This is a genomic window from Actinoplanes hulinensis (genome assembly GCF_019429605.1).
Classification (GTDB): Bacteria; Actinomycetota; Actinomycetes; order Mycobacteriales; family Micromonosporaceae; genus Actinoplanes; species Actinoplanes campanulatus.
On the sequence record NZ_JAHXZI010000001.1, the window covers coordinates 502,623 to 528,895 of the forward strand.

General features: G+C 72.6%; 24 protein-coding genes. 3 read left to right on the forward strand and 21 right to left on the reverse strand.

All coding sequences use genetic code 11. The annotated features are described in order from the left end of the window. Positions 1-36: 36 nt before the first annotated feature. Positions 37-423, forward strand: a complete 387-nt coding sequence (locus KZ829_RS02420) for a WhiB family transcriptional regulator (RefSeq protein WP_204296082.1) — start codon at positions 37-39, stop codon at positions 421-423. A 159-nt stretch (positions 424-582) separates the two neighbouring features. Here the strand turns inward: KZ829_RS02420 and KZ829_RS02425 are convergent, their stop codons facing one another. The 10 genes from KZ829_RS02425 to KZ829_RS02470 form a co-directional block, all read right to left on the reverse strand. Continuing rightward, positions 583-2,241 carry a molybdopterin-dependent oxidoreductase gene (locus tag KZ829_RS02425; protein ID WP_220142205.1) on the reverse strand — a complete coding sequence of 553 codons (1,659 nt, stop codon included), beginning with the start codon at positions 2,239-2,241 and terminating at the stop codon, positions 583-585. A gap of 29 nt (positions 2,242-2,270) precedes the next feature. Next, positions 2,271-3,800 (reverse strand): M16 family metallopeptidase, encoded by a 1,530-nt coding sequence (locus KZ829_RS02430; protein ID WP_220142206.1) that lies wholly within the window; start codon positions 3,798-3,800, stop codon positions 2,271-2,273. Then, on the reverse strand, positions 3,797-5,494 hold the full coding sequence (locus KZ829_RS02435) for a peptidase M16 family protein (RefSeq protein ID WP_220142207.1): 1,698 nt from the start codon (positions 5,492-5,494) through the stop codon (positions 3,797-3,799). The genes KZ829_RS02430 and KZ829_RS02435 overlap by 4 nt, the downstream gene beginning before the upstream one ends. Further along, positions 5,491-6,399: a hypothetical protein gene (locus KZ829_RS02440; RefSeq protein WP_246634904.1), complete on the reverse strand. Its 909-nt coding sequence runs from the start codon at positions 6,397-6,399 to the stop codon at positions 5,491-5,493. The genes KZ829_RS02435 and KZ829_RS02440 overlap by 4 nt, the downstream gene beginning before the upstream one ends. Positions 6,400-6,453: 54 nt before the next feature. Then, complete coding sequence (locus KZ829_RS02445) at positions 6,454-7,632, reverse strand: ROK family protein (RefSeq protein WP_220142209.1); 1,179 nt, start codon at positions 7,630-7,632, stop codon at positions 6,454-6,456. 34 nt (positions 7,633-7,666) lie between these two features. Then, on the reverse strand, positions 7,667-8,920 hold the full coding sequence (locus tag KZ829_RS02450; protein WP_220142210.1) for a sugar ABC transporter permease: 1,254 nt from the start codon (positions 8,918-8,920) through the stop codon (positions 7,667-7,669). Further along, positions 8,917-9,723, reverse strand: coding sequence for an ATP-binding cassette domain-containing protein (locus KZ829_RS02455; RefSeq protein WP_220142211.1), 807 nt, complete (start codon positions 9,721-9,723; stop codon positions 8,917-8,919). The genes KZ829_RS02450 and KZ829_RS02455 overlap by 4 nt, the downstream gene beginning before the upstream one ends. A gap of 171 nt (positions 9,724-9,894) precedes the next feature. Then, on the reverse strand, positions 9,895-10,995 hold the full coding sequence (locus tag KZ829_RS02460; RefSeq protein WP_220142212.1) for a sugar ABC transporter substrate-binding protein: 1,101 nt from the start codon (positions 10,993-10,995) through the stop codon (positions 9,895-9,897). Between the two features lie 318 nt (positions 10,996-11,313). Then, positions 11,314-11,805 carry a Cys-tRNA(Pro) deacylase gene (ybaK, locus tag KZ829_RS02465; protein ID WP_220142213.1) on the reverse strand — a complete coding sequence of 164 codons (492 nt, stop codon included), beginning with the start codon at positions 11,803-11,805 and terminating at the stop codon, positions 11,314-11,316. A gap of 53 nt (positions 11,806-11,858) precedes the next feature. Then, the gene (locus KZ829_RS02470) at positions 11,859-13,046 is read right to left on the reverse strand and encodes a class I SAM-dependent methyltransferase (RefSeq protein ID WP_220142214.1); all 1,188 of its coding nucleotides are present in this window, start codon (positions 13,044-13,046) and stop codon (positions 11,859-11,861) included. A gap of 220 nt (positions 13,047-13,266) precedes the next feature. On the opposite strand from KZ829_RS02470, the gene groES reads away from it, so the two are divergent. After that, positions 13,267-13,575, forward strand: a complete 309-nt coding sequence (groES, locus tag KZ829_RS02475) for a co-chaperone GroES (protein WP_014687825.1) — start codon at positions 13,267-13,269, stop codon at positions 13,573-13,575. A 72-nt stretch (positions 13,576-13,647) separates the two neighbouring features. After that, positions 13,648-15,300 (forward strand): chaperonin GroEL, encoded by a 1,653-nt coding sequence (gene groL, locus KZ829_RS02480; protein WP_220142215.1) that lies wholly within the window; start codon positions 13,648-13,650, stop codon positions 15,298-15,300. Positions 15,301-15,366: 66 nt separating this feature from the next. Here groL and KZ829_RS02485 read toward each other — a convergent pair whose 3' ends face one another. The 11 genes from KZ829_RS02485 to KZ829_RS02535 all read right to left on the reverse strand — a co-directional run bounded on the left by KZ829_RS02485 (position 15,367) and on the right by KZ829_RS02535 (position 26,267). Beyond that, positions 15,367-17,136: an ABC transporter ATP-binding protein gene (locus KZ829_RS02485; RefSeq protein WP_220142216.1), complete on the reverse strand. Its 1,770-nt coding sequence runs from the start codon at positions 17,134-17,136 to the stop codon at positions 15,367-15,369. Beyond that, positions 17,133-18,818 (reverse strand): ABC transporter transmembrane domain-containing protein, encoded by a 1,686-nt coding sequence (locus tag KZ829_RS02490; RefSeq protein ID WP_220142217.1) that lies wholly within the window; start codon positions 18,816-18,818, stop codon positions 17,133-17,135. The genes KZ829_RS02485 and KZ829_RS02490 overlap by 4 nt, the downstream gene beginning before the upstream one ends. A 42-nt stretch (positions 18,819-18,860) precedes the next feature. Beyond that, entirely contained in the window at positions 18,861-19,115 is a 255-nt protein-coding gene (locus KZ829_RS02495; RefSeq protein ID WP_183222884.1) for a hypothetical protein, read from the reverse strand. Between the two features lie 9 nt (positions 19,116-19,124). Then, complete coding sequence (tsaD, locus tag KZ829_RS02500) at positions 19,125-20,177, reverse strand: tRNA (adenosine(37)-N6)-threonylcarbamoyltransferase complex transferase subunit TsaD (RefSeq protein ID WP_220142218.1); 1,053 nt, start codon at positions 20,175-20,177, stop codon at positions 19,125-19,127. Beyond that, positions 20,170-20,568, reverse strand: coding sequence for a ribosomal protein S18-alanine N-acetyltransferase (gene rimI / locus KZ829_RS02505; RefSeq protein ID WP_246635022.1), 399 nt, complete (start codon positions 20,566-20,568; stop codon positions 20,170-20,172). The genes tsaD and rimI overlap by 8 nt, the downstream gene beginning before the upstream one ends. Positions 20,569-20,711: 143 nt before the next feature. Beyond that, positions 20,712-21,455 (reverse strand): tRNA (adenosine(37)-N6)-threonylcarbamoyltransferase complex dimerization subunit type 1 TsaB, encoded by a 744-nt coding sequence (gene tsaB, locus KZ829_RS02510; protein ID WP_220142220.1) that lies wholly within the window; start codon positions 21,453-21,455, stop codon positions 20,712-20,714. Between the two features lie 9 nt (positions 21,456-21,464). Continuing rightward, complete coding sequence (gene ung, locus KZ829_RS02515) at positions 21,465-22,148, reverse strand: uracil-DNA glycosylase (protein WP_220142221.1); 684 nt, start codon at positions 22,146-22,148, stop codon at positions 21,465-21,467. Further along, positions 22,145-22,594 carry a tRNA (adenosine(37)-N6)-threonylcarbamoyltransferase complex ATPase subunit type 1 TsaE gene (tsaE, locus tag KZ829_RS02520; RefSeq protein WP_183222879.1) on the reverse strand — a complete coding sequence of 150 codons (450 nt, stop codon included), beginning with the start codon at positions 22,592-22,594 and terminating at the stop codon, positions 22,145-22,147. The genes ung and tsaE overlap by 4 nt, the downstream gene beginning before the upstream one ends. Further along, positions 22,591-23,658 (reverse strand): alpha/beta fold hydrolase, encoded by a 1,068-nt coding sequence (locus KZ829_RS02525; protein WP_220142222.1) that lies wholly within the window; start codon positions 23,656-23,658, stop codon positions 22,591-22,593. Before KZ829_RS02525 ends, tsaE begins: the two co-directional genes overlap by 4 nt. Next, entirely contained in the window at positions 23,655-24,776 is a 1,122-nt protein-coding gene (alr, locus tag KZ829_RS02530; RefSeq protein ID WP_220142223.1) for an alanine racemase, read from the reverse strand. The genes KZ829_RS02525 and alr overlap by 4 nt, the downstream gene beginning before the upstream one ends. A 39-nt stretch (positions 24,777-24,815) precedes the next feature. Further along, positions 24,816-26,267, reverse strand: coding sequence for an NAD(P)H-hydrate dehydratase (locus KZ829_RS02535; protein ID WP_220142224.1), 1,452 nt, complete (start codon positions 26,265-26,267; stop codon positions 24,816-24,818). Positions 26,268-26,273: the final 6 nt, after the last annotated feature.

The window sequence follows — 26,273 nt, forward strand, 5'->3', positions numbered from 1 at the left end:
GAACGCTCCGCGGTGCCGCGCGGGAGGAGGGTGTTGATGTCGAACGTTCGCAGACTGCCCGGGCCCATCGCCGATCTGTGGGATTGGCAGAGACTCGGGCTCTGCCGGGGCCGGGACAGTGCACAGTTCTTCCACCCCGACGGCGAGCGCGGGTCGTCCCGCAATCGTCGCGAGGCAAAGGCCAAGACGATGTGCGGCGCGTGCCCGGTCCGGGCGGAGTGCGCCGCGCACGCCCTCGCCGTTCGCGAGCCGTACGGTGTCTGGGGAGGTTTCAGCGAATCGGAGCGGCTGCGGCTGCTCGCGGTCGGCTGGGAGGACCTTGCCGATCGTCACGGACGGGTCGACCTGACCCGGCTCGAAGCCCGCCTCGGACGGCCCCACAAAACGGCGGTACCCGCGCAACGGCAGGCACCGGCGGCCTGACGCCGCCCGGAGCGCGGCATCACCACACGGCTTCCGGCACGGTCCTCCGCGGAGGACCGTGTCGAGTGGTTCAGCGGTTCTTCAACCGCATCGGTGGACATGCAAGCCACCGTATGAGCGACTTGCTTTCCCGAGTCGGACCGAAAGTGCGGCTTTCAACTACCCGATGTCGACTGTCACCTGGTGCCAGCCGGTCGCCCCGTCGGGTGCCGGAAGGGCCTCCTCCGGGGTCTGTGTCACCCCATCGAGATCGGTCGCGCGTACCCGTAAGGTGTGCCGTCCGGCGGAGGCGTCCCAGGTGAGGCTCCACTGCCGCCAGGTGTCCGCGGAGGTCGCCCCGGCCAGCGTGGCGGTCCGCCACTCCCCGTCGTCGACCTGCACCTCGACCTTCGCGATGCCGCGATGTGTCGCCCATGCGACGCCGCCCACCGTGACCGGGCCGGCCGAACGCGAGGCGCCGTCGCGCGGGGTGTCGATTCGTGACTGCGTCTTCACCGGCGCCTGCGCCGACCAGCCCCGGGGAACCCAGTAGGCGTCGAAGTCGGCGAACCTGGTCAGTTCGATCTCGGTGATCCACTTGCAGGCGGACACGTAGCCGTACAGTCCGGGAACGATCATCCGGACCGGGAAGCCGTGCTCGACCGGCAGCGCCTCGCCGTTCATCCCGACCGCCAGCAGCGCGTCCCGGCCGTCCCGCAGCACCGCGGTCGGCGTGCCGCAGGTCCAGCCGTCCACCGACCGCTGCACCACCTGATCGGCCTCGGGCAGCGGGTCCGCCTCGTCGAGCAGCGCCTTGATCGGGGTGCCGAGCCAGAGCGCGTTGCCGATCAGGTCGCCACCCACCTCGTTCGACACGCAGGCGATCGTCAGGTAGCGCTCGATCATCGGACGGCGCAGCAGATCGGCGAAGGTGACGGTGATCGGATTGCGCACCATCCCGTGGATCCGCAGCTCCCAGGTGGCCGGGTCGACCTGCGGGGTGACCAGTGCGGTGTCGATCCGGTAGAAGGTCCGGTTCGGCGTGACCCAGGGCACCGCGCCGGGCGCCTGCACGCCCGCGGGCGGCACCGGGGCCGGCTCCACCGGCGCCGGGAGCGCGATCGACCGCCGGGCCGCGCTCACCGCGCGCCTCGAGGTGAGCAGCCGCCCGCCGACGCCTCCGGCCGCCGCGATCACACCCACGATCCCCAGATCACGGACGAATCGGCGGCGGCTTCTTTCGATCTCGTACGGAGTTCGCGCGTCCCCGACCGCAGCGACGTGTCCCGCCCTACCGGCGCCGGCGCCGTCGTGGTCCGGGCCGTCGCCCGCCGCCGGGCGGGGCTGCCCACTCACCGGCCCGGTCGCACCCACCGCGGCCGGGTCGACGCCCCGGACCGTTTCCGGGTCGACGGCCCGGGACAGGCGCAGCAGGTGGTGCAGGACCAGAACCGCCACGGCCGCACCGACCAGGGCCGGGAGCACCGCGCCCGGTCCGGCCCCGGGACGGGTCAGCGCCGCCGCCGCGCCCACCGCCCCGAACAGCGCGATCCCGCCGACCGCGAGCGCCCACCGCCGCCGGCCCAGCACACCGACCCCGTAGGCGTATCCGGCGAGCAGCAGACCCGTACCGATGAGCAGTGCCGTCTTGTCATGCGTCCCGAAGACCGCGATGCCGAAGTCCTTGACCGGCGCCGGAACGTGGTCGACCACCACGCCGCCGACCGCGACCAGCGGCGCGGACCGTGACCCGGTCGCGGCCGCGACCAGTTCGGCGACGCCGAGCGCGGCGGCGGCCGCCGCGATCCCGGCCAGTCCGGCGCGTACCGATGCCCTCATCGGACCATCCTGCCTCGCGCCGGGCCCGCTCACCGCCCCCGGACTCGGCGGATCGCCCGGATCACCATCCGCTCGACGGCGTTGGGCGGCCGCTCCGCCGGCGTGGGCGCGGGCGGCCGCGGGATCCGGTCCGGGCCGCGGGCCGGCATGGGGACGCGCAGCTCGGGAAGGGTGCGGGCGTCCAGGGCCGCGACCAGCTCGGGACCGTTCAGGAAGAGGGCCGGCTCGACCTGCACGTGAATGGCGTCGTGCCCGACGAATCGCCGGGCCCCGTCCGGCCACTGGAGCACGGCCGAGCACTCGGCGAAGAGAACCGTTGCCATCGAGTCCTCCCGGGCCAGGGTGAGGCCGGTCTCCCCCGTGGTCAGGCGGATCTCCGGGTCGCCGAGCGCCGGGTACGTGGTGCCCTCGACCGCCTGCTCGGACCCGGTCGGCGCGGCGGTGTACCCGGCCCCGTCGGCCTCGCCGCGCCCCGGCGTCATGAGCAGGCCGTCGGCACAGGCCGCGGCGGCGACCGCCGCGACGCTGTCCCGGGTGACCGTGTCCAGTTCGGCGAGCACCTCGTCGAGGCTCTGCACCGGGCGGCCGTCGAGCAGATTGAACACCTGACCCGGCAACCGGCCGCCGGCCTCCTCGGCGCGGGCCAGTTCCTCGCGGCGCCGGCCGACGACGGTGGCGACCTCGGCCGGGTCGAACCGCCCGAGCCGGGCCGCGGCCAGCACGTCGACGAAGCCGCCGAGCACGGCGTCCTGCTTCTCCGGCAGCGAGTCGGCGACCGCGGTGAGCAGCGCCCGGCCGCCGGCCCGCGGCGTGTACTCGGTGTGCACGTTGTAGGAGAGGCCGCTCTCCTGGCGCAGCGACCGGAACAGCGACCGTTTCAGCAGGTCGGCGAAGACAGCGGTGCTCTGGCCACGCTCCACCACGGCGTCCCAGGCCACGACGTCGGAGCCGCCGACGAAGTACGCCGGGCGTACCGGAAGGGCGGAGGAGGGAGTGGGCACCGGCCGGCGCGTGCCCTCGGGAAGCTTGAGCTCGAGGCCGGCGGGCACGCCGGGCCCGGCGATCCAGAGCGCCGCGTTCTGCCGGTTGAAGTAGCGGGCCGTCCAGGCCCGCAGGTCGTCGGGGGTGAGCCCGGTCAGGCCCCACTCCGGGTAGCCGGGCATGCCGTGGTCGCGGGCCCCGTGCCGCCACAGCGCGAGGGCGTCGGCCGCGCTCTCGCCGTGGCCGTTCTCCTCGGTCCGCAGAATCTCCTTCTCGGTGGCGAGCCGGTGCATCGGCAGGTCGTGCAGCCCGGCGCAGACCCCGTGCAGGAAGGCCACGATGTCGTCCTCGGCGCCCTGCATGTGGAAGAAGGTGTGCTCGACGCCGGTGGTCCCGTTGTAGTGGTAGTCGGCCACCCCGAAGGAGAACAGCGCGAGGTGCTCGATGAGGTGCGTGATGCCCCGCCGGGCCAGCGGCTCGTCGGCGTGCCCGACCCGGAAGACCAGGCCGGCGTGCATCGGGCCGGTGGTCGGCGCGACCAGAGCGGGAATCCCGTCCACCTCGGTACGGGTGATCACGACGTCCCCCGGCGCAGCGCCCTTCGCGCGGCCCGGCGGGCGCGCAACTCGGTGACCGGCCCCCAGCAGATCCACACGAACAGGGAGGCGAGCAGAATCCCGCCGAACAGGGCATCCACGTCCTCGCCGGTACCGTTGCCGGTGACCACCATCCCGAGCTCCCACAGTGTGACCGCTACGAAGGCGATCGCCACCGGGCCGAAGAACAGCAGGGCTACATGCGGGCGCCATCGCTCCCGCCAGTCGTCCCGCCGGGGCGGGGCCTCCGGCTGTGGGATCGCGGCCCGGTCCCGGGGCGGCATGTCGATCCGCAGCCGGGGCGGGATCCGGGCGTCGATCTCCCGTACCACCCGGTCGGCGCCCCGGTAGAGGGTCGGCTCGATCCGGGCCGTCACCGCGTCCGGGCCGATCATCCGCCGCCCGCCGTCCGGCCAGGCGAGGAGCAGCGCGCACTCGTCCCAGCGGACCGAGGCGACCTGGCCGTACCCGGTCACGCTGATTCCCTCGTCCCCGCTGATCAGGCGCAGACTGCGGTCCTTGCGCCCGCGGTGCACACGGCCGGGAAGCGCGGCTTCCGACATCTCGGGGGCGGCGGTGTACCCGGCCCAGTCGGCGCTGCTCCCGGGCGGGGTCATCAGCAGCCCGTTGTCGTACGCGGCGGCCGCCACCTCGGTCACGTCCTCGGCGGTGACCGCGCGCACCTCGGCCAGCGCCTCCTCCAGGGTCTGCACCCCGCGGCCGGAGAGCAGGTTGAACGCCTGGCCGGGCAGCCGGGCCCCGCGCTGCTCGGAGTCGCGCAGCCCTTCGCAGGTCAGCTTGACCACGGTCGCCACCTCGTCCGGGTCGATCTGCCCGGCCCGCATGGCGGCGAGCACGTCGATCAGCCCGCCGAGCGCCGCCTCCTGCTTCTCCGGCAGCGCGTCGGCGACGGCGATGATCCGGGCGGTGCCGTCGGCGCGCGGGACGTACTCGGTGTGGGGCTGGTAGGAGATGCCGTCGCGGCGGCGCAGGTCGTTCATCATCCGGCGTTCCAGCACGGTGGCGAAGACCGCGGCCCGGGCCTCCCGGCGGACCACGGTGTCCCAGGCGATGGTCCCGCCGGCGCGGGAGAAGAAGGCCGGGGTGACCGGCAGCTCGGTGGTGACGGTCGGCGCGGGCCGCCGCTCGCCGGACGGCAGGTCCAGGACCAGTCCCTCCGGGATCTCCTCACCGGCCACCCAGAGTGCGGCGTTCTCCCTGGTGAAGTAGCGGGCGATCCACTCCTGGACGTCGTCCTCGGTGATCTTGGGAAGTGCCCACTCGGGGTAGCTGGGCACGCCGAAGCCGCGGGCGCCGTGCCGCCACATGGGCAGCGGGTCGCGGTCCGGCGGCGTGCCCTGGACCAGCTGCCGCACCGTGGCGATCCGGGCGGCCGGCGGGTTCCGCAGCGCCGCACACACGCCGGTGAGGAACTCGGCGACCTCGGCGGGCGAGCCGTGCATGTGGAAGTAGGTGTGTTCGGCGCCGGTGGCCCCGAGCTGCCGCCCGTCGGCGCCCAGCCCGTCGGTGACCAGGTGCTCGACGAGGCGCGTGAGGCCGCGCCGGGCGAGTGGCTCGTCCGCCGTGCCGACCCGGAAGACCAGGCCGGCGTGCGTCGGCCCACTCGTCGGGGCCAGGACCGCCGGAACTCCGTCGACCTCCAACCGCTTGATCACGTGTTACCTCCCGCCCGTGCCCGGAACTTCTCGATCGTCGCGGCCGGATCGCCGAGGTACTCCCATGGCCACCGGGAGCCCAGCCCGCCCAGCGCGTCGAAGAGGGAGGCCGCGGCCGGCTGATCGTCGAGCAGGACGAAGGCCATCGCGAACGTGCTCATCGTCCGAACCCAGCCGTGGGTACGCCGGAAGTCCGGGTGCCACACCGAGCGCATGGCGGCCTCACGCAGCTCGGCCCGCACCCGGTCGACGTCGGTGACCACCTCGGAGTGCTCGATGTAGGCCTCCGCCAGCAGGACCGGGTTCGGCGCTCCGGCGGGCGCGGCGGCGGCCGCCTCCTGCGCGAACTCGTACGTCAGCGCGGCGTCCCCGTACCACTTGGTGCAGAGACTCTGCAGCATCTGCTGCTGGCCGGGCAGGTGGTGCGGATCGATCTCGGCGAGCCGGCCGTAGCGGCGGCGGATCTCGGACAGACCGAGTTGCAGACCGCGAGCGGTGACCAGCCGGGCGGTCCAGATCGCCGGATCCCCCGGGCTGCGGGCGGCGGCGTCGACGAGGACCCGCTCGGCCTCGACGAGCCCGGCCCGGAAGGCCACGAACTGCTCCCGGCTCACGTGCTCGGCCCGGGCCCTGGTCCGGATTCTCCAGGCCTCCTCGACCAGATGCCGGCCCAGCAGCGCACCGGCCGTGCCGTCGCCCGGATCGCCGCGCAGCACGCCGCGCAGGAAGTCCTCCAGGCCGTCCACGTCGGCGACGACCGCTGTCAGGTAGCTGCGTTCCGCCTGTTCGGCGGCGTCGAGCAGCTCCCGGCAGGCCGGCCAGTCCCCGGCGTCCAGCGCGGCCCGCAGGGCGGTGATCTTCGGGTACGCGGCCGCCGGGTCCAGATTCGATTGACGCGGGAGCATGGCGGGCAGCATAGATCTCCCGCGATCACCGGCGGATTCCGGGTGATCGGCTACTCAGGACACGAGAGGGTCGTCGAGCAGGTGGTCGAAGGCCAGCTCGGCCGCCCCGATCAGGGCCGCGTCGGTGCCCAGCTCCGGGGTACGCAAGCGGACGTGCTCACGGCAGGCGGGCAGCCCCACGGCGTTGAGCCGGCTGCGGATCTGCGCCGCGGCGCCCAGGTAGACGTCCCGCAGCGTGCCCCCGAAGATGACCACCTCGGGGTTGAAGATGTTGACCAGGTTGCCGACGCCGAACCCGACCCAGTCGCCGACCTGCCGCAGCGCGTGCTGGGCCTGGCTGTCCCCGCGCATCGCGGCGTCCACCACGGCGAGGACCGCGTCCCGGCCGCTCCGGTCGTCGCGCCCGGCGAGGCGGAGCAGGGCGTGCTCGCCGATCTCGGTCTCCCAGCAGCCGCGGGAGCCGCAGCTGCACGGCCGCCCGTACGGGTTGACGACCATGTGCCCGACCTCGCCGCCGTACCCGCCGTGCCCGGTGACCCGGCGTCCACCGGCCACGATCCCCGCGCCGACTCCGACGTCCCCGTACAGATAGATGACGTTGTCCGAACCGACCGCGGCCCCGCGCGCGTGCTCGGCGAGCGCGCACACGTCGGCGGTGTTGCCGACCGTCAGTTTTCCGAACTCGCCGAGCTCGGAGCGGACGGCCGCGCCGACCGGCTCCTCCACCCAGCCGATGGTGGGGGCGAGGCGGACCATGCCGTCCTCGCGGCGGACCATGCCGGCGACCGCGAGGCCGGTGCCCACGCAGCGGCCGTCGTCGGGGGTCCCGGAGCGCATGGTGGCCACGAAGTGGGAGAGCGGGCGGACCGCCTCGGGGGCGGTCATCCCGGGTGGGCGCTCGGTCTCGTACTGCTCGAGGATCCGGCCGCCGAGCCCGATCCGGGCGGCACGCAGGCGGTCGACCTCGATGCTGAGCGCGTAGGCGTACACCCGTCCCGACTCGGGCCGGACGACCAGTGAGGGTCGCCCGGCCCGGCCGGTCTCGCGGGGCGCCGCCTCGCTGACCAGGCCCGCGCCGATCAGCTCGGCGGTGAGAGCTCCGATGGTGCTGCGGTTGAGCCCGAGCCGGGTGGTGAGTTCCGCCCGGGACGTGGCGCCGTGCATGTGCACGTAGCGCAGCAGCGTCCCGAGGTTGTGCCGACGTACGTCTTCCTGGCTGGGCCCGGCCCGCATCAGCGTCCCGTCCCCCGCACGGGATCCTGCATCATCAACTACCCGTTGCCGCTGCTCTGCGCCGGGCCAGGGCGTCGACGCTCGCCGCCGCCAGCAGCACGAGGCCGGTGAAGATGAACTTCACGCCGGAGTTGAGGCCCAGCAGGGTCATGCCGTTCTCGATGACGATGATCACCGCACCACCGATGACCGCATAGATGACCTTGCCCTTGCCGCCGAAGAGACTGGTGCCGCCGATGACCGCCGCACCGACCGAGTAGAGCAGGATGTTACTGCCACCGGTGTTCGGGTCGACGGAACTTTGCCGGCTGACGACCAGGATTCCGCCGATCGACGCCATGAACGAGCAGATCACGAAGACCGAGATGCGGATGCGGTCGACCGGGATGCCGGCCCGGCGGGCCGCCTCGGCGTTGCCACCGACCGCGTAGACGTGCCGGCCGTAGGTGGTGCGGGCCAGGACGAAGGTCCAGATCACCAGGAAGACCACGATGATCGGTACGACGATCGGCGTGCCCTTGAGCGAGGTGATCGCCTTGTTGACGGCCCGCTCCAGGGTGAGCACGTAGGTGGCGGAGAAGGCCAGCAGCGCGACCCCGGCGATCCGGGCCGCCACGATGCCGAGCGGCTCGGCGACCAGGTTGCGGGAGACCCGGCCCCGCCAGCGGAGCAGCTGCGCCGCGGCGAAGCCGACCACGCCGATGATCGCGAAGAGCCAGCTGTCGCGTACCGACAGGGTGCTGTTGTTCAGCGCCTTGACGAACTCGTCGGTGATCGAGATGTTCTTGCCGCCCTCGAGCAGGGTCAGCAGGACGCCCTGGAAGCCGAGGAAGGCGGCCAGCGTGACCACGAAGGACGGGATGCCGAGCTTCGCGACCAGCACACCGAGCACGAGGCCGATGACGATGCCGGTGACCATGGCCGCCGGGATCGCCACGTACCAGGGCAGGCCGTGGGTGGTCAGCAGGATCGCCATGACCGCGCCGCAGACGCCGCTGGCGAAACCGGCGGAGAGGTCGATCTCGCCGAGCAGCAGCACGAAGACGAGGCCCATGGCGATGAAGACGATCTGGGCGCTCTGGTTGAACAGGTTCGCGAAGTTGAGCGCGCTGAGGAACGTCTCGCTCCGGGCGGTGCCGAAGATCAGCACCAGGACCAGCAGGCCGAGGACGGCCGGGAGGGTGCCGAGGTCGCCGCCGCGGATCCGGGCGAAGTAGTCCCGTATGTGGCTGCCGACGGTGGGCTTGACGACCTGGATGCCACCGGCCGTCTCAGTCGTGGTGGTCACTTCTTGACCTCTCCCGGCGTGATGTCGATGAAGTCGGAGGGTCGCTCCGGGGGCAGGCCGAGGTTGCCGCTGCGGCCGCCGGTGATCAGCTCGACGACCTGGGAGTGGGTCACGTCGGCGGCCTTCACCTGGGCGGCCATCCGGCCCAGGTAGAGGGCGGCGATCCGGTCGGAGACCGCGAAGACGTCGTTCATGTTGTGCGAGATCAGCACCACGCCGAGGCCGTTGTCGGCGAGCCGGCGGACCAGCTCGAGCACCTGGGCGGTCTGCGCCACACCGAGGGCGGCGGTCGGCTCGTCGAGGATGACGACCCGGCTGTTCCAGAGCACCGCCTTGGCGATCGCCACGGTCTGCCGCTGGCCGCCGGAGAGGCTGGAGACGAGCTGGCGCAGCGACTTCACGGTTCGTACGGAGAGGCTGCGCAGCGTCTCGCCGGCCATCTCCTCCATGGTCGCCTCGTCGAGGACGACGCCGCGCTTCTTCTCCCGGCCGAGGAACATGTTCTGGACGATGTCCAGGTTGTCGCAGAGCGCGAGGTCCTGGTAGACGACCTCGATACCGAGGGCGGCGGCGTCCCGGGGGTTGTGGACCGACACCTCCCGGCCTTCGAAGGTGACCGTGCCCGCGTCGATGCTGTAGATGCCGCTGATGCACTTGACCAGCGTGGATTTTCCGGCGCCGTTGTCGCCGACCAGGGCGGTTACCTCGCCCGGGTAGACGCTCAGACCGACGTCGTGGAGGACCTGGACAGGACCGAAGCTCTTGTCGATCCCGCGCAGCTCCAGGAGGGGTGTCGCGGCCACTGATGGTTCTCCTTCGTTCGGTGACCGGGTTCGTCGTGGGCTGCGCCACCTCGTCGTGGCGGGGCCGACTACGGGAAGGTTCTGTAGAACCGACTCCGGCGCCGCCCGCGCGAGCACGGGCGGCGCCGGCCTTCAGCCGTTGGTGTCCGGCCTTCGGTGGTCAGCCGAGACTCAGATGCCGGCCTTGGTGCAGGCCTCGGCGAAGTCGGCGGTGCAGAGCTCTTCCTTGGTGACGAAGCCGTCGGCGACGACGTCCTTCACGTTGGCCGCGGTGATCGACTGCGGGGCGAGCAGGACGGACTTGACCTCCGCCTTGGTCTCCGGGTCGACGACCGTCTTGGTGGCGGTGCTCGGGGTCTCCTGCTTGGCCAGCGCGATCGCCAGCTCGGCGGCCGCGTCGGCCTCCTTCTTGATCGCCTTGTAGACCGTCATGCACTGGTCACCGGCGAGGATGTTCTGCAGGCCCTGAACGGTGGCGTCCTGGCCGGTCACCGGGACCTTGCCGTTCAGCTTGTTCCGCTTGAGCACCTGGATCGCGGCGTTGCCGAGGCCGTCGTTGGCGGCCAGGACACCGGCGATCGCCTTGTTCTGGGTCAGCATCTGCTCGAAGATCGTGCCGCCCTGGGCGTTGTCCCAGTCCGGAACGTCCTGGTCCGGGCCCTTGACGTAGTCGCCGGAGTCGAACTTCGGCTTGATCACCGAGTCGTAGCCCTGCTTGAACAGGGTGGCGTTGTTGTCGGTGGGCGAACCGTTGAGGTAGGCCACGACCGGCTTGGTCGCCTTCTTCTCGGTGAGGCAGTCCACCAGGCCCTGGCCCTGGAGCTTGCCGACCTCGGTGTTGTCGAACGACACGTAGTAGTTCGCGCCGCCGCCGAGGGTGAGGCGGTCGTAGTCGATGGTCGCGATACCCGCGGTCTTCGCCTTCTCCAGGACAGCCTTACCGGTGCCGGAGTCCAGGTTGACGATGACCAGGACCTTGACGCCGCTGGCGATCATGCCGTCGGCGATCGTGGTGAACCGGGTCTTGTCACCCTCGGCGTTCTGGATGTCGGCCTCGACACCGGCCGCCTTGAACGCCTCGGTCAGGTACTTGAAGTCGGCGGTCGCCCAGCGAGCCGAGCTCTTGGTGTCGGGCAGGATCACACCGACCTTGCCGGCGGAGGTGCCGCTGCCGGTGCCGGTGCCGGTGTCGCCGCCGTCGTCGGTGCCGCAGGCGGCCATGCTGCCGGCCATCAGGCCGACCGCGGCAAGGGCGAACAGTCCCTTACGCATCCCTATATTTCCTTTCGGGGGGTAAATCCGGGGCCTTGTGTCGGATTTGTCAGAGACTTGGCACCTGGGAGCACCGTGCCTCTGGGTAGCGCCGATGGATTAGGAACCGGTTTGTTGTGTCCGGCAACGTATTCCCAACGTGGCCGAGAACACAAGCCGCAACGGCCGTCTATCTCGTACCGAGGGATAACAATCCGGCAACACGCCCGTGCCACCAGGGCACCGTCCAACCCCCGAAGTCGCCCCGCGATCGGCATACCGTAACGCTAGGTAGTATTTTCGCCGACCGGGCGCCGAACCGCGAAGAACGGACGGGTACTAAGATCCGGCCGCCCGGATGGGGGCGACCGTCGCACTGGTCAGCCGGATCAGATCGACGGGCGCCAGCGCCACCTGTAGGCCGCGGCGGCCGGCCGAGACGTACATCCTCTCCAGCCCGGCGGCCGAGTCATCGATCACGGTGGGCAGTCGTCTGCGCTGGCCGAGCGGGCTGATCCCGCCCCGCACATACCCACTGCTGCGCTCGGCGGCGGCCCGGTCGGCCAGGATCGCGCGCTTGCCACCGGCCGCGGACGCCAGCGCCTTCAGGTCGAGATCGCCGGTCACCGGCACCACCCCGACCACGAGCCGGCCGTCCACCTCGGCCACCAGCGTCTTGAACAGCCGATGCGGCTCGACGCCGAGGGCCCGCGCCACCAGCGCCCCGTACTGCGGGGCGTCCGGCGACACGTCGTACGGATGCAGGGTGTGCGCCACCCGCTCCGCGGTCAGCAAGGCGGTGGCCGGCGTGCCGGCCGCTTTCTTGACCATGCGCGGCACGGTACTACCGTGGCCGATCTCCGCGCACGTCCGATTCCGACCTGTTACGCCGTTGTTGTCAGGAGCGCCGTGGGAGCCCCGTCCACCCGGGTCAGCAGCAGGCCCGCCGTGTTCGGACCGGACAGTTTGAGGTCCTTGCGCAGTTGGTCGGGCACCAGCGCCGAGCCGCGCTTGCGGATCTCCAGCACCCCGACGCCACGCTCGCGCAGCAGCGCCCGCAGCCGCTTGAGCGAGAACGGCAGCACGTCGGTCACCCCGAGGCGGCGGGCGAACGGCGTGTCCACCGGCTCGTCGGTGTAGACGTAGGCGATCTCCGGGTCGGCCAGCCACCCGCCCACACTCGCGGCGAACTCGGCGACCAGGTGCGAACGGATCACCGCCGGGTCGAGGTCGTAGATCCAGGCGCCGACCGGGCCGACCGGCGCCCGTTCCAGGCCCGAGCCGGTCAGCCCGCTCACCTCGGAGCCGCTGATCAGGGTGGCCCGGCGCTCCGCGGACGCCAGCGGGCCGCACCAGAAGGCCGCCTCGACCAGGTCGCCGCCGACACTGACCCATTCCCCCTCGGCGCCCGGCGGCAGCAGACCGTGATCGATGCCGGGCGCCAGTTTCAGCACCGTGCGGGGCACCCGTACGGGCAGGCCGGCGATGAAGTCCCACGGCGGCGAGTAGGCCTTCGGGTCGAACACCCGGCCCCGGCCGGCCTGGCGGCGGGCCGGGTCGGCGAAGACCGCGCCGTACCGCTCGACCTCGACCGTGGTGGCGTCCGCGCACTCCACGGTGATCCGGCCGGAGAGCCCGGCGGCCTCGGCGTTCGCGGCGGCCAGGGCGGCGGTCAGCGGGTCGGCGTCCACGGCGTACACGGAGATGCCGTGCCGGGCCGCCGCCAGCGCGTCGGAGCCCAGCCCGCACCCCAGATCGGCGAGGGTCTCGACGCCGGCGGCGGCGAGCCGCGCCGCCCGCCGGTCCGCGACGGCCGCGCGCGTCGCCTGCTCCAGCCCGGCCCGGGTGAAGAACATGGCGGCGGCGTCCGCGCCGAACTTGCCTGCGGCGCGCCCACGCAAACTAGCCTGGGTCAAGGCGGCCGCGGCGAGTTCCGCGCCGAAGCCCCGGGCCCGCATGGCCGAGGCCGCGGCGAGCGGCTCACCGCCGGTCACCTCGGCCGCCACGGCCAGGGCTTTCGACCCCTCCGGGGTCCGCAATCGTTGCAACAACTCAGGTGTCACGTCAGGCATTCTCCCTGGCGTGACAGGTTGGCACTCTGGTTGACGGAGTGCTAGTTCCGGCATAGTCTCCGGTTAGCACTCTCACCATGAGGGTGCCAACCGCACGGCCCGTCCGTGCGGTTAGGCACCAGGCGGACCGGCACCCGCGACGACGGCCCCGCCCGGTGGCATGAGGCATTGACCGGCCTGGTTCAAGGCCGGCGAAACCTGTACCCAGGAGGGTATGCCCGTGACTACCGCGACCAAGGTTGCGATCAAGCCGCTCGAGGACCGCATCGTGGTCCAGGCGAACGAGGCTGAGACCACGACCGCCTCCGGCATCGTGATCCCCGACACCGCCAAGGAGAAGCCCCAGGAGGGCACCGTCCTCGCCGTCGGCCCCGGCCGGATCGACGACAAGGGCAACCGCGTCCCGCTCGACGTCAAGGTCGGCGACGTTGTTCTCTACTCGAAGTACGGCGGCACCGAGGTCAAGTACGCCGGCGAGGAGTACCTGGTGCTCTCCGCCCGCGACGTCCTCGCGGTCATCGAGAAGTAAGACCTAACCGTCTGTGCAGGCGCCCTGTTCCGGTTCTCGGGGCAGGGCGCCCGTGCGTGAAGGGACCAATACATGGCGAAGATCCTCAGCTTCTCTGACGACGCCCGGCACCTCCTGGAGCACGGCGTCAACACGCTCGCCGACACGGTCAAGGTCACCCTCGGGCCGCGCGGGCGCAACGTCGTCCTGGACAAGAAGTTCGGCGCTCCCACGATCACCAACGACGGCGTGACCATCGCCAAGGAGATCGAGCTCACCGACCCGTACGAGAACCTCGGCGCGCAGCTCGTCAAGGAGGTGGCGACCAAGACCAACGACGTCGCCGGTGACGGGACCACCACGGCGACCGTTCTCGCGCAGGCGCTGGTCCGCGAGGGCCTGCGCAACGTGACCGCGGGCGCCAACCCGATCGGCCTCAAGCGGGGCATGGACCAGGCCGCCGAGGCCGTGTCCAAGGCGCTGCTCGCCAAGGCCGTCGAGGTCGCCGACCACAAGGCGATCGCCAACGTCGCCACCATCTCGGCGCAGGACGCGAACATCGGCAAGCTCATCGCCGACGCGATGGACCGGGTCGGCCGCGACGGTGTGATCACCGTCGAGGAGGGCTCGGCGCTCCAGACCGAGCTCGAGGTGACCGAGGGTCTCCAGTTCGACAAGGGCTTCATCTCGCCGAACTTCGTGACCGACGCCGAGTCGCAGGAGGCGGTGCTGGAGGACGCGCACATCCTCCTCACCACCCAGAAGATCTCCAGCATCGAGGAACTGCTTCCGCTGCTGGAGAAGGTGCTCCAGACCGGCAAGCCGCTGCTGATCGTCGCGGAGGACGTCGAGGGCCAGGCCCTGTCCACCCTGGTGGTCAACTCGCTGCGCAAGACCATCAAGGTCGCCGCGGTGAAGGCGCCCGGTTTCGGTGACCGCCGCAAGGCGATCCTCCAGGACCTGGCGATCGCCACCGGTGGCGAGCTGATCGCCCCCGAGCTGGGCTACAAGCTCGACCAGGTCGGCATCGAGTCGCTGGGCAGCGCCCGGCGGATCGTCGTCGACAAGGAGAACACCACGATCGTCGACGGTGGCGGCAACTCGTCCGACATCGCCGACCGGGTCGCGCAGATCCGCAAGGAGATCGAGGCGTCCGACTCCGACTGGGACCGCGAGAAGCTCTCGGAGCGGCTGGCCAAGCTCTCCGGCGGCATCGCGGTGATCAAGGTCGGCGCGGCCACCGAGGTCGAGATGAAGGAGCGCAAGCACCGCATCGAGGACGCCATCGCGGCGACCAAGGCGGCCGTCGAGGAGGGCACCGTCCCGGGCGGCGGCGCCGCACTCGCGCAGGTCGCCAAGGACCTCGAGGGCAACCTGGGCCTCAGCGGCGAGGAGGCGCTCGGCGTCGGCATCGTCCGCAAGGCGCTGGTCGAGCCGCTGCGCTGGATCGCGCAGAACGCCGGTCACGACGGCTACGTCGTGGTGGGCAAGGTCAACGAGCTGGGCTGGGGCCACGGCCTCAACGCGGCCACCGACGAGTACGTCGACCTGGCCGCGGCCGGCATCATCGACCCGGTGAAGGTGACCCGCAACGCGGTCTCCAACGCCGTCTCGATCGCCGGTCTCCTGCTGACCACCGAGAGCCTCGTGGTGGAGAAGCCGGCCGAGGCGGCTCCGGCCGCCGGCGGTGGTCACGGCCACAGCCACGGTCACGGGCACGGCCACCAGCACGGTCCGGGCTTCTGACCGGGTCGGGCTTCGATGTGAAGGGCGCGCTCTGCGGGGCGCGCCCTTTCCTTTTCGGGGTACGGGCTACGCGTGCTCGGACACCTCGGCCGGCTCGGTGCCACCCTGCCAGGACCGCCACAGCGCCGCGTAGGCCCCGCCCGCCGCCACCAGCTCGTCGTGCGGCCCCAGCTCGGTGATCCGACCGTCCTCCACGACGGCGACCCGGTCCGCGTCGTGTGCCGAGAAGAGCCGGTGCGCGATGGCCACCACGGTCCGCCCGCTGACCACCGCGGCCAGCGAGCGCTCCAGATCCCGGGCGGCCCGCGGGTCCAGCATCGCGGTGGCCTCGTCGAGCACCAGGGTGTGCGGGTCGGCGATCACCAGCCGGGCCAGCGCCACCTGCTGCGCCTGGGCCGGGGAGAGCGGATGCCCGCCGGCGCCGACGACCGTGTCCAGCCCGTCCGGCAGCGCGTCCGCCCAGTGCAGGGCCTGTACGGCGGTGAGCGCTGCCCGTACCTCGCCCTCGTGGACGCCGGGACGCACCATCGCGACGTTGTCGCGGAGCGTGCCCACGAAGACGTGGTGTTCCTGGGTGACCAGCGCGACCTCGGCGCGCAGCCGTTCCGGCGGCAGCGCGGCCAGCGGCGTCCCGCCGACCGTGACGGTCCCCGAGGTGGGCTGGTGGATGCCGGCGAGCAGACGGCCCAGGGTGGACTTGCCGGCGCCGGAGACGCCGACGACGGCGAGCCGCTCGCCCGGTTCCAGGACCAGGTCTACGCCGTGCAGCACCTCCCGGCCCGGCTCGTAGCCGAACCGGACACCGCACAGCTCGACGCGGGTCCCGTCCGGCGCCGCGGTCCCGGCCGGCTGCGGCTGCGGCCCGGCGGTCACGCCCAGCAACCGGGCCAGGGCGGCCCCGCCCACTTCCAGCTCGTCCAGCCAGCCGACCAGCCGGTCCAGCGGATCGACCAGCTGCTGCACGTAGACCACCGCGGCGGTCAGCTCACCCAGGGTCACCGTGTCGTGCAGGTAGAGCAGGCCTCCGGCGAGCAGGGTGAGCACCATCGGCAGCACGTAGCTGATCTCGATGACCGGCCACCACACGGTCCGCAGGCGCAGCGTGTACCGCTCGGCCCGCCACGACCGCCGCAGGTCCGCGTCGGTGCGCCCGGCCCGCTGCCGCTGCCGTCGCATGGCCTCGACCGTCCGGGCGCCCTCGACCGTCTCGGTGAGCCCCTCGGTCACGTCCGAGTAGGCGGCGTTCTGCCGGAGATAGCCGCGCGGGGCGTGCCGCAGGTACCACCGGGTGCCCACCGTCATGATCGGCACCCCGATCAGCAACGGCACCGCGAACACCGGGCTGACCAGCAACAGCGCCGCCACCACGAGAATCAGGGTGATCAGTGCGATCAGGGTCTCCGGCACCGCGAAACGGACGCATTTGGACAGTGCGTCGACATCCCGGGTGGTCCGGGTCAGCAGGTCACCGGAGCCGGCCGCCTCCACGGTGGACAGCGGCAGGCCCAGCACCCGGGTCACGAACTCCTCCCGCAGCCGGGCCAGCACCCGCTCGCCCAGCCGGGCCGAGGCCAGATGGGCGAACCGGATCAGCACCGACTGCGCCAGCACGAATCCGCCGATCATCAGAGCCAACCGGTCCAGCCGGTCCAGCGGCACGCCGTCGTGGATGCCCTGCACCATCTCGCCGAGCAGTCGCGGGCCGGCCAGCCCGGCCAGGGCCGCGGCCGCGTGCAGACCGATCGTGGCGCGGAACATGGCCGGGTAGCGGCGGATCAGGTCGCGGGCGTACCGGCGGGCCTGCACGGCGCTCGCCACCGGGAGCAGGCGGGTCACTGCTTCTCCTCGCGCAGCACCATCCGGGCGTAGCCGGGTTCACCGCGGAGCAGGTCCCGGTGCCGGCCGGCGGCCACCAACCGGCCGTCCTCGACGTAGCAGACGTGATCGGTGCGGCTCAGCACCAGCGGGCTGGACGTGCACACCACGGTGGTCCGGCCGCTGCGGGCGGCACGCAGCCGCTCGGCGATGCGGGCCTCGGTGTGGGCGTCGACGGCGTTCGTCGGCTCCACCAGGATCAGCACCTCGGGGTCGGCGATCAGCGCGCGGGCCAGGCGCAGCCGCTGCTGCTGGCCGCCGGAGAAGGAGCGGCCGCGGTCGGCTGTCACCGTGTCCAGGGCGTTCGGGAGGGCGTCGACGATGTCGGTGGCGCCGGCGGCCGCGAGCGCCCGGGCGACACCGCCGCGGCCTTCCGGGTCCAGATCGGAGCCCAGCCGTCCGGAGAACAGGTGGGCGTCGTTGTCGACGACCAGGATCCGGTCCCGCACCTCGGCCAGAGCCACGGCCGACAGCGGCACACCGTCCATCGTGGCGCCGTCGGCGTACCGGCCGAGCCGGTCGGCGATCCGGGCCGCGTCGGCCGGCGTGGACGCCACGATCGCGGTCAGCCGGCCCGGCGGGATCCGCACCCCCGACCCGGAGTCGGCCAGCTCACCCGAGGGCAGCGGGACCGGCTCCGGTGGATCCGGCAGGTCGCCCTCCACCTGGAGCATGGCCACCACCCGGCGGCTCGACACGTGGCCCCGGGTCATCTTGTCCAGCACGTCGGTGAGCTGGCGCAGCGGGGCGACCAGGAAGGCGGCGTACGCGTAGAACGACACCAACTGCCCCACGGTGATCCGCCCGTCCGCCGCGAACCGGGCGCCCAGCCAGGTGACCAGCACCAGGAACGCCCCGGGCAGCAGCACCTGGGCCGCCTCCAGCAGCGATTCGACGCGCGCCGTTCGTACCCCCGCCGCGCGCAGCGCCTGTGACTCGGCGCGGTAGCGCGCCGCCATGGTCGACTCCCCGCCCACGCCGCGCAGCACCCGCAGCCCGCCGACCAGGTCCGCGGCCCGGCCGGTCAGACGGCCCTGACTCTCCCGGTACGCCTTCTGCCGCCGGTGCAGCGGCCGGATCAGCAGGCCCACCACGAGCATCAGCAACGGCACCCCGACCAGCACGATCAGGCCCAGCGGCACCGACGTGCGCAGCAGCACCACGGTGATCGTGACCACGGCCAACAGCGAGCCGGCGCCGCGCGAGGTGATGTCGACGGCGCCGCCGATGTGGGTGATGTCCGAGGTGCCGATCGCGACCACCTCGCCCGCGTCCAGCCGTCGCGGCAGCGTGGATCCGAGCCGGTTCGCCTGCCGGACCACCACCTGCACGGTCCGGAAGGCGGCGGCCAGCCAGTTGGTCACCGCGAACCGGTGCCGGGTGATGCCGGTCAGCGCCTGCACCACACCGACACCGAGCAGCAGCAGCGCCCCGGCGAGCAGGGCCGCGGCGTCGCGCGTCACGGCGGCGTCGACGGCCCGGCCCACCAGGGCGGGCACCAGGGCCTGACAGCCCATCCAGGCGATCGCCAGCAGGGCCGCCGCCGCGACCGTCAGCCGGGAGCGCCGGACCAGCCAGAACAGATATCGAGCGGCGGACCGGGAGTCGGGTGTGCCGGGATCGGTGACGGGCAGTCTTCGCATCAGGACCCGACGGTAAGGGCCGCGACGCGCCGACGGCGAGGGTCAGCGATCGACGGGGGTGAAATCCCAGACGTGCGGAGCGCGTGCCACCAGCTTCTCCGGCGGCGTCAGCAGGCTCTCCGGGGTATTGCGCCATTTGGTGATGACGACGATGCGATGATCGGTGGACGAATAGACGTCACTCGACACATGTTGTGGCAGTACCTCCAGAGCCGGCACCGCCGTGTCGCAGACCCAGGCCAGCAGCTCGTCGAAGCCACTGCGCGAGGCCCGCACCTCCCACATCCGCGCGATCATGAACGCTTCCTACCCCGGCACACTCACCGCGGTCAAACTCATCGCGGAATCCGCGGGCAGATCCAGGCGGCTCGGGGCGACGCCGGCCCGCACCAGATGCGAGCCGAGTGCCGCGACCATCGCGCCGTTGTCGGTGCACAAACCCGGACGGGGTACGCGGACCGCGATCCCGTGCTTCGCGGCGCGTTCCTCGGCGAGCACGCGCAGACGCGAGTTGGCCGCCACCCCACCGCCGATCACCAGAGTGCCCACCCCGTTGGCCCGGCAGGCGTCGATCGCCTTGGCGGTGAGCACGTCACAGACCGCCTCCTGGAAGCTCGCCGAGACGTCCGCCACCGGCACCGGCTCGCCGGCCCGCTCCCGGCTCTCCACCCAGCGGGCCACGGCCGTCTTGAGCCCGGAGAAGGAGAAGTCGAAGCGGTGCGCCGCCAGGTCCTTCGCGGCGGTCAGCCCTCGCGGGAACGCGATCGACGCCGGGTCGCCCTCGCGGGCCGCCCGGTCGATGATCGGCCCGCCCGGGAAGCCCAGGCCGAGCAGCCGGGCCACCTTGTCGAAGGCCTCCCCGGCCGCGTCGTCGATGGTCGCCCCGAGCGGCGTCACGCCAGCGGTCAGGTCGTCGACCAGCAGCAGCGAGGAGTGGCCGCCGGACACCAGCATCGCCACCGCCGGCTCGGGCAGCGGGCCGTGCTCCAGGGTGTCCACCGCCACGTGTGCGGCCAGGTGGTTCACGCCGTAGATCGGCTTCTCGGCGGCGAGCGCGTACCCCTTCGCCGCGGCCACCCCGACCAGCAGCGCGCCGGCCAGGCCGGGCCCGCTGGTGACGGCGATCGCGTCGACGTCGGCGAGGGTCACCCCGGCCTCGTCGAGGGCCCGCTGCATGGTCGGGACCAGCGCCTCCAGGTGCGCCCGGCTGGCCACCTCCGGCACCACCCCACCGAAGCGGGCGTGCTGGTCCACACTGGAGGCCAGCGCGTCGGCGAGCAGGGTGTGCCCGCGCACGATGCCGACACCGGTCTCGTCGCAGGAGGTCTCGATCCCGAGGACCAGGGGTTCGTCACGCATCGCGCATCATCACCAGGGCGTCCGTGTTGCTGGGTTGGTAGTAGCCGCGCCGGATCCCGACCGGCTCGAAGTCGTACTCGGCGTAGAGCCGTTGCGCGGCCGCGTTGTCCACGGCCACCTCGAGCAGCGTCTTACGGGCACCGCGCCGGGCCGCCTCGGCAAGCAGCGCCTCCAGCAGGCCGCGGCCGATTCCCCGCCGTTGCGCGTCCCGGCGGACCGCGATGTTCTGCACCCAGGACTCGTGCTCGTCCACGACGGACAGTCCGGCATAGCCGGCCACCGCGCCGTCCGCCTCCGTGGCGACCAGGTAGAACTGGCGGGTGGCCAGCTCGTTCCAGAACATGGCGGCGGACCACTTCTCCGGTCCGAAGAGGTCCTCCTCGATCGGCATCACCTCGTCGATGTGCCACCAGCGGAAGCGCTCGATCACATAGTCCGCGGCCGCCGGGCTCACAGCCTCCGGGCCCGCGGCCGCCGGGCCCTCGGCTGCTTGGGCCTGGGGCGGGCTCGCGGGCACCGGGGTCTCGGCGCTCATCAGGTGAGCACCGCCTTGCGGGCGCTCGGCTCCACCGCGTCCGGCCGGCGCAGGTAGAGCGGCGTCAGCGCCTCGCCCGGCGCGCCCGCCCGGATCCGCTCGGCCGCGAGCGCGACCAGCGCCGCCCCCGGCGGGTAGAGCAGATGCTCCTCGACCGGCACGCCGAACACGTCCCCGTACTTCAGGGCGCCCTCACCGGCCGCCCGCTCGACCAGCCCGGCCATCGACGTGCCGCCGCCCGCCTCCTCGGCGCCGACCAGCACCCCGGCCGGCAGCGAGCCACCGGTGGCGCCGCGCACCAGGGCGGCCAGGTCGGCCGGCTTGGCCACCTCCGGCCCGGTCACCCGCTCACCGTCCGCGTACGTCGCGAAATACACCTCGCGGCGCCGGGCGTCGGTGGCGATCAGCACCCGGCCGGGCCCGGCCGCGCGCCCCAGGGCGTCCAGCGAGCACACCGCGTACGTCGGGATGCCGAGCGCCTGCCCCATGCTCGCCGCCGTGGCCAGCCCGACGCGCAGCCCGGTGAAGGGCCCCGGCCCGACACCGGCCACGATCGCGGTGACGTCCCGCGGCCGGAGACCGGCGTCGGCGAGCACGGCGGCGATCTCCGGAGCGAGCCGCTCCCCGTGGGCGCGCGGATCGACGGCGCGCCGCTCCGCCACCCCGGTCAGACCGTCCACGGTCACCTCGACGAGCGCGGCCGTCGAGGCGGGGGTTGCGGTGTCCAGAGCCAGTACCAGCACAGGGTGACCCTAGACGGTGGCCCGCGGGTCCCAGTCGATGACCGGCCGTCCGCCGTCGGCCAGCGCCTTGTTGGCCGCGCTGAACGGACGGCTGCCGAGGAACCCGACCCTGTTCAGCGGGCTCGGGTGGCCGGCTTCCAGGATCGCGTGCACCGGGTTGGTGACCAGGACCGCCTTCTTCTTCGCATAGCTGCCCCAGAGCATGAAGACGATCCGCTCGTCACGCTCGTTGAGGGCCTTGATGGTGGCGTCGGTGAACGCCTCCCAGCCCTTGTTGCCGTGCGATCCGGCCTTGCCCGCCCGGACCGTCAGAACCGCGTTGAGCAGCAGCACACCCTGCCGCGCCCACCCGGTCAGGTCGCCGCCCGCCGGCTTGGGCACGTTGAGGTCCTCGTTGAGCTCCTTGAAGATGTTGCTCAGCGACGGTGGCCGGCGGACCCCGTCACGAACGCTGAAGCTGAGACCGTGCGCCTGGCCTGGCCCGTGATAGGGGTCCTGACCCAGGATCAGCACCCGGGTCTGCTCCGGGGAACACAGCCGGTACGCCGCGAACAGGTCCTCCACCGGCGGGTAGACGGTCTGCGTCGCATACTCCTCCGCCGCCCATCGGCCCAGAGCGGTGGTCGCGGCGTCGTCGAGGTGGGGGGTCAGCTCGGCACGCCACTCGGCGGGCAGCAGCTCGGTCAGGTTCACATGCTCTCCAGTCGGTGTGCCCAGTCGCCGCCGTGCGGCGACAACTCGACAATGCGGGTGTCGTCGTCCAGCCGGTCCAGACGGACCTGCAGGTATTCGTCGTTGAGCTGTTCCACCAGGCCGACGCCCCACTCGACGACGGTCACCGCGTCGTCGGCCGAGGCGTCCAGGTCGAGGTCGTCGATCTCGGCCCGCGGGTCCGGCCGGTCACCCAGCCGGTACGCGTCGGCGTGCACCAGCGGCACCGGCCCACGATGCACCCGCGCGATCACGAACGTCGGCGAGGTGATCGGCCCCTCCACGCCCAGGCCGGCGCCGATCCCCTGGGCCAGGGCCGTCTTGCCGGCGCCCAGCGGGCCGGTGAGCAGCACCAGGTCACCGGGCCGCAGCAGGCCGGCCAGCCGCCGCCCGAACGCGCGGGTGTCGTCGACCGTCTTCAGCTTCACGTGAGTTTCTCCAGGAACGGGATCAGCGCGGCGTTGACCTGGTCGGCCTTCTCCAGCATCACCACATGGCCGCTGTTCTCTATGGTGAGCAGCTCGGCCTCGGGCAGGTTCTCGATGATCTCCTTGGAGTGGGTGACCGGGGTCAGATAGTCCCGGTCCCCCACCACGACCAGCACCGGGACGCCGCGCAGCGCGGACAGCGCCGGGATCCGGTTGTGCGTGTAGAGAGTCTGCAGGTACTTGGTGAGCGTCTCCACCGACGTCTTCGAATTCATGCTTTCGACGAAGGTGACCAGCGACGGGCTGGGCTTGGTCTCACCGAACCCGTAGCGCCGGGTGAGCAGCCAGGCCAGGTCGGAGGAGGCCACCCGGGCCCGGTCGATGGTGCCGCCGCCGAGCTGGGCCGCCCTGTCCCACAGCGGGAAGAACGGGGCGCTGACCCGGGCCACCACGTTGGTGATGCCGAGCTTGGCCTTGTCGAACAGCCCGGCCGAGGTGGAGATCAGCACCACGCCGGTGACCCGGTTGCCGAACCAGGCCGGGAACTGCTCGGCGAACGCCATGATGGTCATCCCGCCCATCGAGTGGCCGGCCAGGATGATCCGGCCCTCGGGCACGGTCTCCTCCAGCACCGCGGCCAGCGAGCGGCCCAGGGCGGCCAGATCGTACGTCCCCGATTTGAGCTTGCTGGACCGGCCGTGGCCGGGCTGGTCGTAGAAGACCAGCCGGTGCGTGCCGCGCGCGGCCAGCTCCTTGCGCTGGAAGTAGAAGGTGCCCATGTCCAGCGCGAACCCGTGGACGAAGACGATCGTCGGCTCGGTGCTCGCGCCCGCCGGCTCGATGATCTCCACATGCAGGTCGGTGCCGTCGGCCGCGGTGACCGTCAGCGACCGGTCGTGCGGCTGGTCACCGAACGGCTCGTCGACATAGGGGTCGCCGGGCGCGTTGACCGACCGCCGCACCAGCGCCCGCTCCACAGCGAAGGCCGTGGCCAGACCGGCCGCGGCCACACCGACCGCGGCCCCGAATATGCCCGCCCGCTTGGCGACCTTCGACCGCTTCACGGAGCGACCTCCCCGTCGTAGTGCCGTGGGATCCGGCTGCTGCCGAACCGGGTGACGATCTCGTAGTTGATCGTGCCGGTCGCGGCGGCCCAGTCGTCGGCCGTCGGCTCGCCGTCGTCGCCCGGCCCGAACAGGACCGCCACGTCACCAGCGGCCACCGGCTCGTCGCCCACGTCCACCACCACCTGATCCATGCAGACCCGCCCGGCGATCCGCGCCGTGACGCCGCCCACCCGGACCGGGCCGGAGCTGGACGCGTGGCGGGGCACCCCGTCGCCGTAGCCCAGCGGGACCACGGCCAGGGTCGTCTCCCGGGACGTCGTGTAGGTCAACCCGTACGACACGCCCTGACCGGCCGGCACCCGCTTGGTCAGCATCACCCGGGCGCGAGCCGTCATGGCGGGACGCAGACCGTACGTCTCTCCGGCGACGGGCGACAGACCATACGCCGCGATCCCGACCCGGACCAGGTCGAAGTGCGCGTCCGGCCGGGTCAGCGTGGCGGCCGAGTTGGCGATGTGCCGGTAGCGGGGGTTGATCCCGAAGGTCTCGGCCAGGGCCAGTCCCTCGTGGAAGGCGGCGAGCTGCCGGCCGACCGACTCGTGACCGGGCTCGTCGGCGCAGGCGAAGTGGCTCCACACCCCGACCGCCTCGATGTCGCCGCCGGCCTGGGCCTTGGCCGCCGCCTCGAACAGCGCCGCCCACTCGGCGGGGACCGCGCCGCCCCGGGCCAGGCCGGTGTCGAGTTTGAGGTGCACCCGGGCCGGGCGGCCGGCCCGCCGGGCGGCGGCGACCAGCTCGCCGAGCATGGCCGTGGTCGCGGCGCTCAGGTCGACCCCGGCACCGACTCCCTCGTGCAGGTCGAGCCCGGGGGTGAGCAGCCAGGCCAGGACGGGCGCATCGACGCCCGCCCGGCGCAGCGTCAGCGCCTCGTCGAGGGTGGCGACGCCGAGCCAGGTGGCGCCGCCGGCGAGCGCGGCCCGGGCGGCCGGCACCATGCCGTGCCCGTAGCCGTCCGCCTTGACCGCCACCAGCACCTCAGCGGAGGTGCGGGCGCACAGCGACGCGACATTGTCCCGGATCGCGTCCAGATCGACGCGGACTTCGGCCTGCCACATGTCATCCACCCTACTGAGGGGTATGACAGTTTCCTGCGGTCAGCCCAGGAGATCGACGAGGACCGGTCGCAGGGCGGACGCCACGTCCGAGGCCGTGACGGGTCCGCCCCCGGCGGCCCGGCGCCCGGCGAGGCCGTGCACGTAGGCGGCCATGACCGCGGCCCGGACCGCCGGCAGCCCGGCCGCGAGCAGCGAACCGAGCAGCCCGGCCAGCACATCCCCGGTGCCGGCGGTGGCCAGCGCCGGGCTGCCCGTGGGATTCGCCCAGATCTCCCCCGCCGGGGTGGCGACGATCGTCCGGTCACCCTTGAGCAGCACCACGGCGTTGGTCCACGCGGCCAGCCGGGCGGCCGCCCCGGCCCGGTCCCCGCCGGGCGCCTCGCCGGCCAGCCGCTTGAACTCGCCGTCGTGCGGGGTGATCACCAGCGGCGCGTCCCGGCGCAGGTCCTCGGCGTGCTCGCCGCCGACCAACAGGGTGATCGCGTCCGCGTCGAGAAGCACCGGCAGCGAGGTGGCCAGCACACTGCGCAGTTCGGTACGCGCCTCGTCGCCGGTGCCCAGCCCCGAGCCGCAGACCCACGCCTGCACCCGGCCCGCGTCGGCCACCTTGCGGGAGGCGACCACCGTCGGGTGGGCGCGGACCACGTCGTAGTGGGCGGAGCCCGCGTACCGCACCATCCCGGTCGGGCCGGCCAGGGCGCCCGCCGCGGAGAGCAGAGCCGCGCCCGGGTACTTGACCGAGCCGGTCGCCAGGCCGACCACGCCGCGGGTGTACTTGTCCGAGGCCGGGCCGGTGCGGGGCCACCAGGCGGCGATGTCGGCGGCCTCCGTCACCCGGACCGCCGGGTCGGCCTGAAGGACCGGGCCGAGACCGATGTCCACGAGATCCACGTGACCGCAGCGGACCGCGGCCGGGCCGAGCACGTGGGCCGGTTTGAGGCACCCGAAGGTGACCGTGACGTCGGCGGTCACCGCTTCGCCGGGCACGTCGCCGGTGTCCACGGACACCCCGCTCGGCACGTCCACGGCCACCACAAGCGCGCGGTCGCCCGTACGCCCGCGAAGTGCTCCGAGCCCGCGCGCGATCGCCGCGGCCTGGGAACGCAGGCCGCCTCTCGATCCGATCCCGACGATCCCGTCCAGGATCAGGTCGGCACGGGTGGGCAGGTCACGGGTGGTGAACCCACCGGCCTGGCGCAGCGCGGCCAGCCCGGCCAGATGCACCCGCTCCGGGGTGAGCAGCAGCGCACGCACCTGGGCGCCGCGCCGGGCCAGGGACGCGCCGGCGTAGAGGGCGTCCCCGCCGTTGTCGCCGCTGCCGACCAGCAGCAGCACCCGGGCGCCGTAGACCCCGCCGGTCTCCTCCAGCAGGAGGGCGCACCGCCGGGCCAGCCCGGCCGCCGCCCGCTGCATCAGCGTGCCCTCGGGAAGGGTCGCCATCAGCGTCTTCTCGGCCGCGCGCACATCGGCCACCCGCCATGCCTGCCGCATGTGTCC

What these genes read in the sequence shown, in the direction of transcription:
- KZ829_RS02440 (WP_246634904.1), bottom strand. Translation starts at nt 6,399, where the DNA reads ATGCTCCCGCGTCAATCGAATCTGGACCCGGCGGCCGCGTACCCGAAG.
- KZ829_RS02535 (WP_220142224.1), bottom strand. Translation starts at nt 26,267, where the DNA reads ATGCGGCAGGCATGGCGGGTGGCCGATGTGCGCGCGGCCGAGAAGACG.
- rimI (WP_246635022.1), bottom strand. Translation starts at nt 20,568, where the DNA reads ATGCCGATCGAGGAGGACCTCTTCGGACCGGAGAAGTGGTCCGCCGCC.
- alr (WP_220142223.1), bottom strand. Translation starts at nt 24,776, where the DNA reads ATGTGGCAGGCCGAAGTCCGCGTCGATCTGGACGCGATCCGGGACAAT.
- tsaD (WP_220142218.1), bottom strand. Translation starts at nt 20,177, where the DNA reads ATGCGTGACGAACCCCTGGTCCTCGGGATCGAGACCTCCTGCGACGAG.
- KZ829_RS02445 (WP_220142209.1), bottom strand. Translation starts at nt 7,632, where the DNA reads ATGCGGGCCGGGCCCAGCCAGGAAGACGTACGTCGGCACAACCTCGGG.
- KZ829_RS02495 (WP_183222884.1), bottom strand. Translation starts at nt 19,115, where the DNA reads ATGATCGCGCGGATGTGGGAGGTGCGGGCCTCGCGCAGTGGCTTCGAC.
- KZ829_RS02470 (WP_220142214.1), bottom strand. Translation starts at nt 13,046, where the DNA reads ATGCCTGACGTGACACCTGAGTTGTTGCAACGATTGCGGACCCCGGAG.
- KZ829_RS02420 (WP_204296082.1), top strand. Translation starts at nt 37, where the DNA reads ATGTCGAACGTTCGCAGACTGCCCGGGCCCATCGCCGATCTGTGGGAT.
- ybaK (WP_220142213.1), bottom strand. Translation starts at nt 11,805, where the DNA reads ATGGTCAAGAAAGCGGCCGGCACGCCGGCCACCGCCTTGCTGACCGCG.
- KZ829_RS02490 (WP_220142217.1), bottom strand. Translation starts at nt 18,818, where the DNA reads ATGCGAAGACTGCCCGTCACCGATCCCGGCACACCCGACTCCCGGTCC.
- groL (WP_220142215.1), top strand. Translation starts at nt 13,648, where the DNA reads ATGGCGAAGATCCTCAGCTTCTCTGACGACGCCCGGCACCTCCTGGAG.
- KZ829_RS02460 (WP_220142212.1), bottom strand. Translation starts at nt 10,995, where the DNA reads ATGCGTAAGGGACTGTTCGCCCTTGCCGCGGTCGGCCTGATGGCCGGC.
- KZ829_RS02425 (WP_220142205.1), bottom strand. Translation starts at nt 2,241, where the DNA reads ATGAGGGCATCGGTACGCGCCGGACTGGCCGGGATCGCGGCGGCCGCC.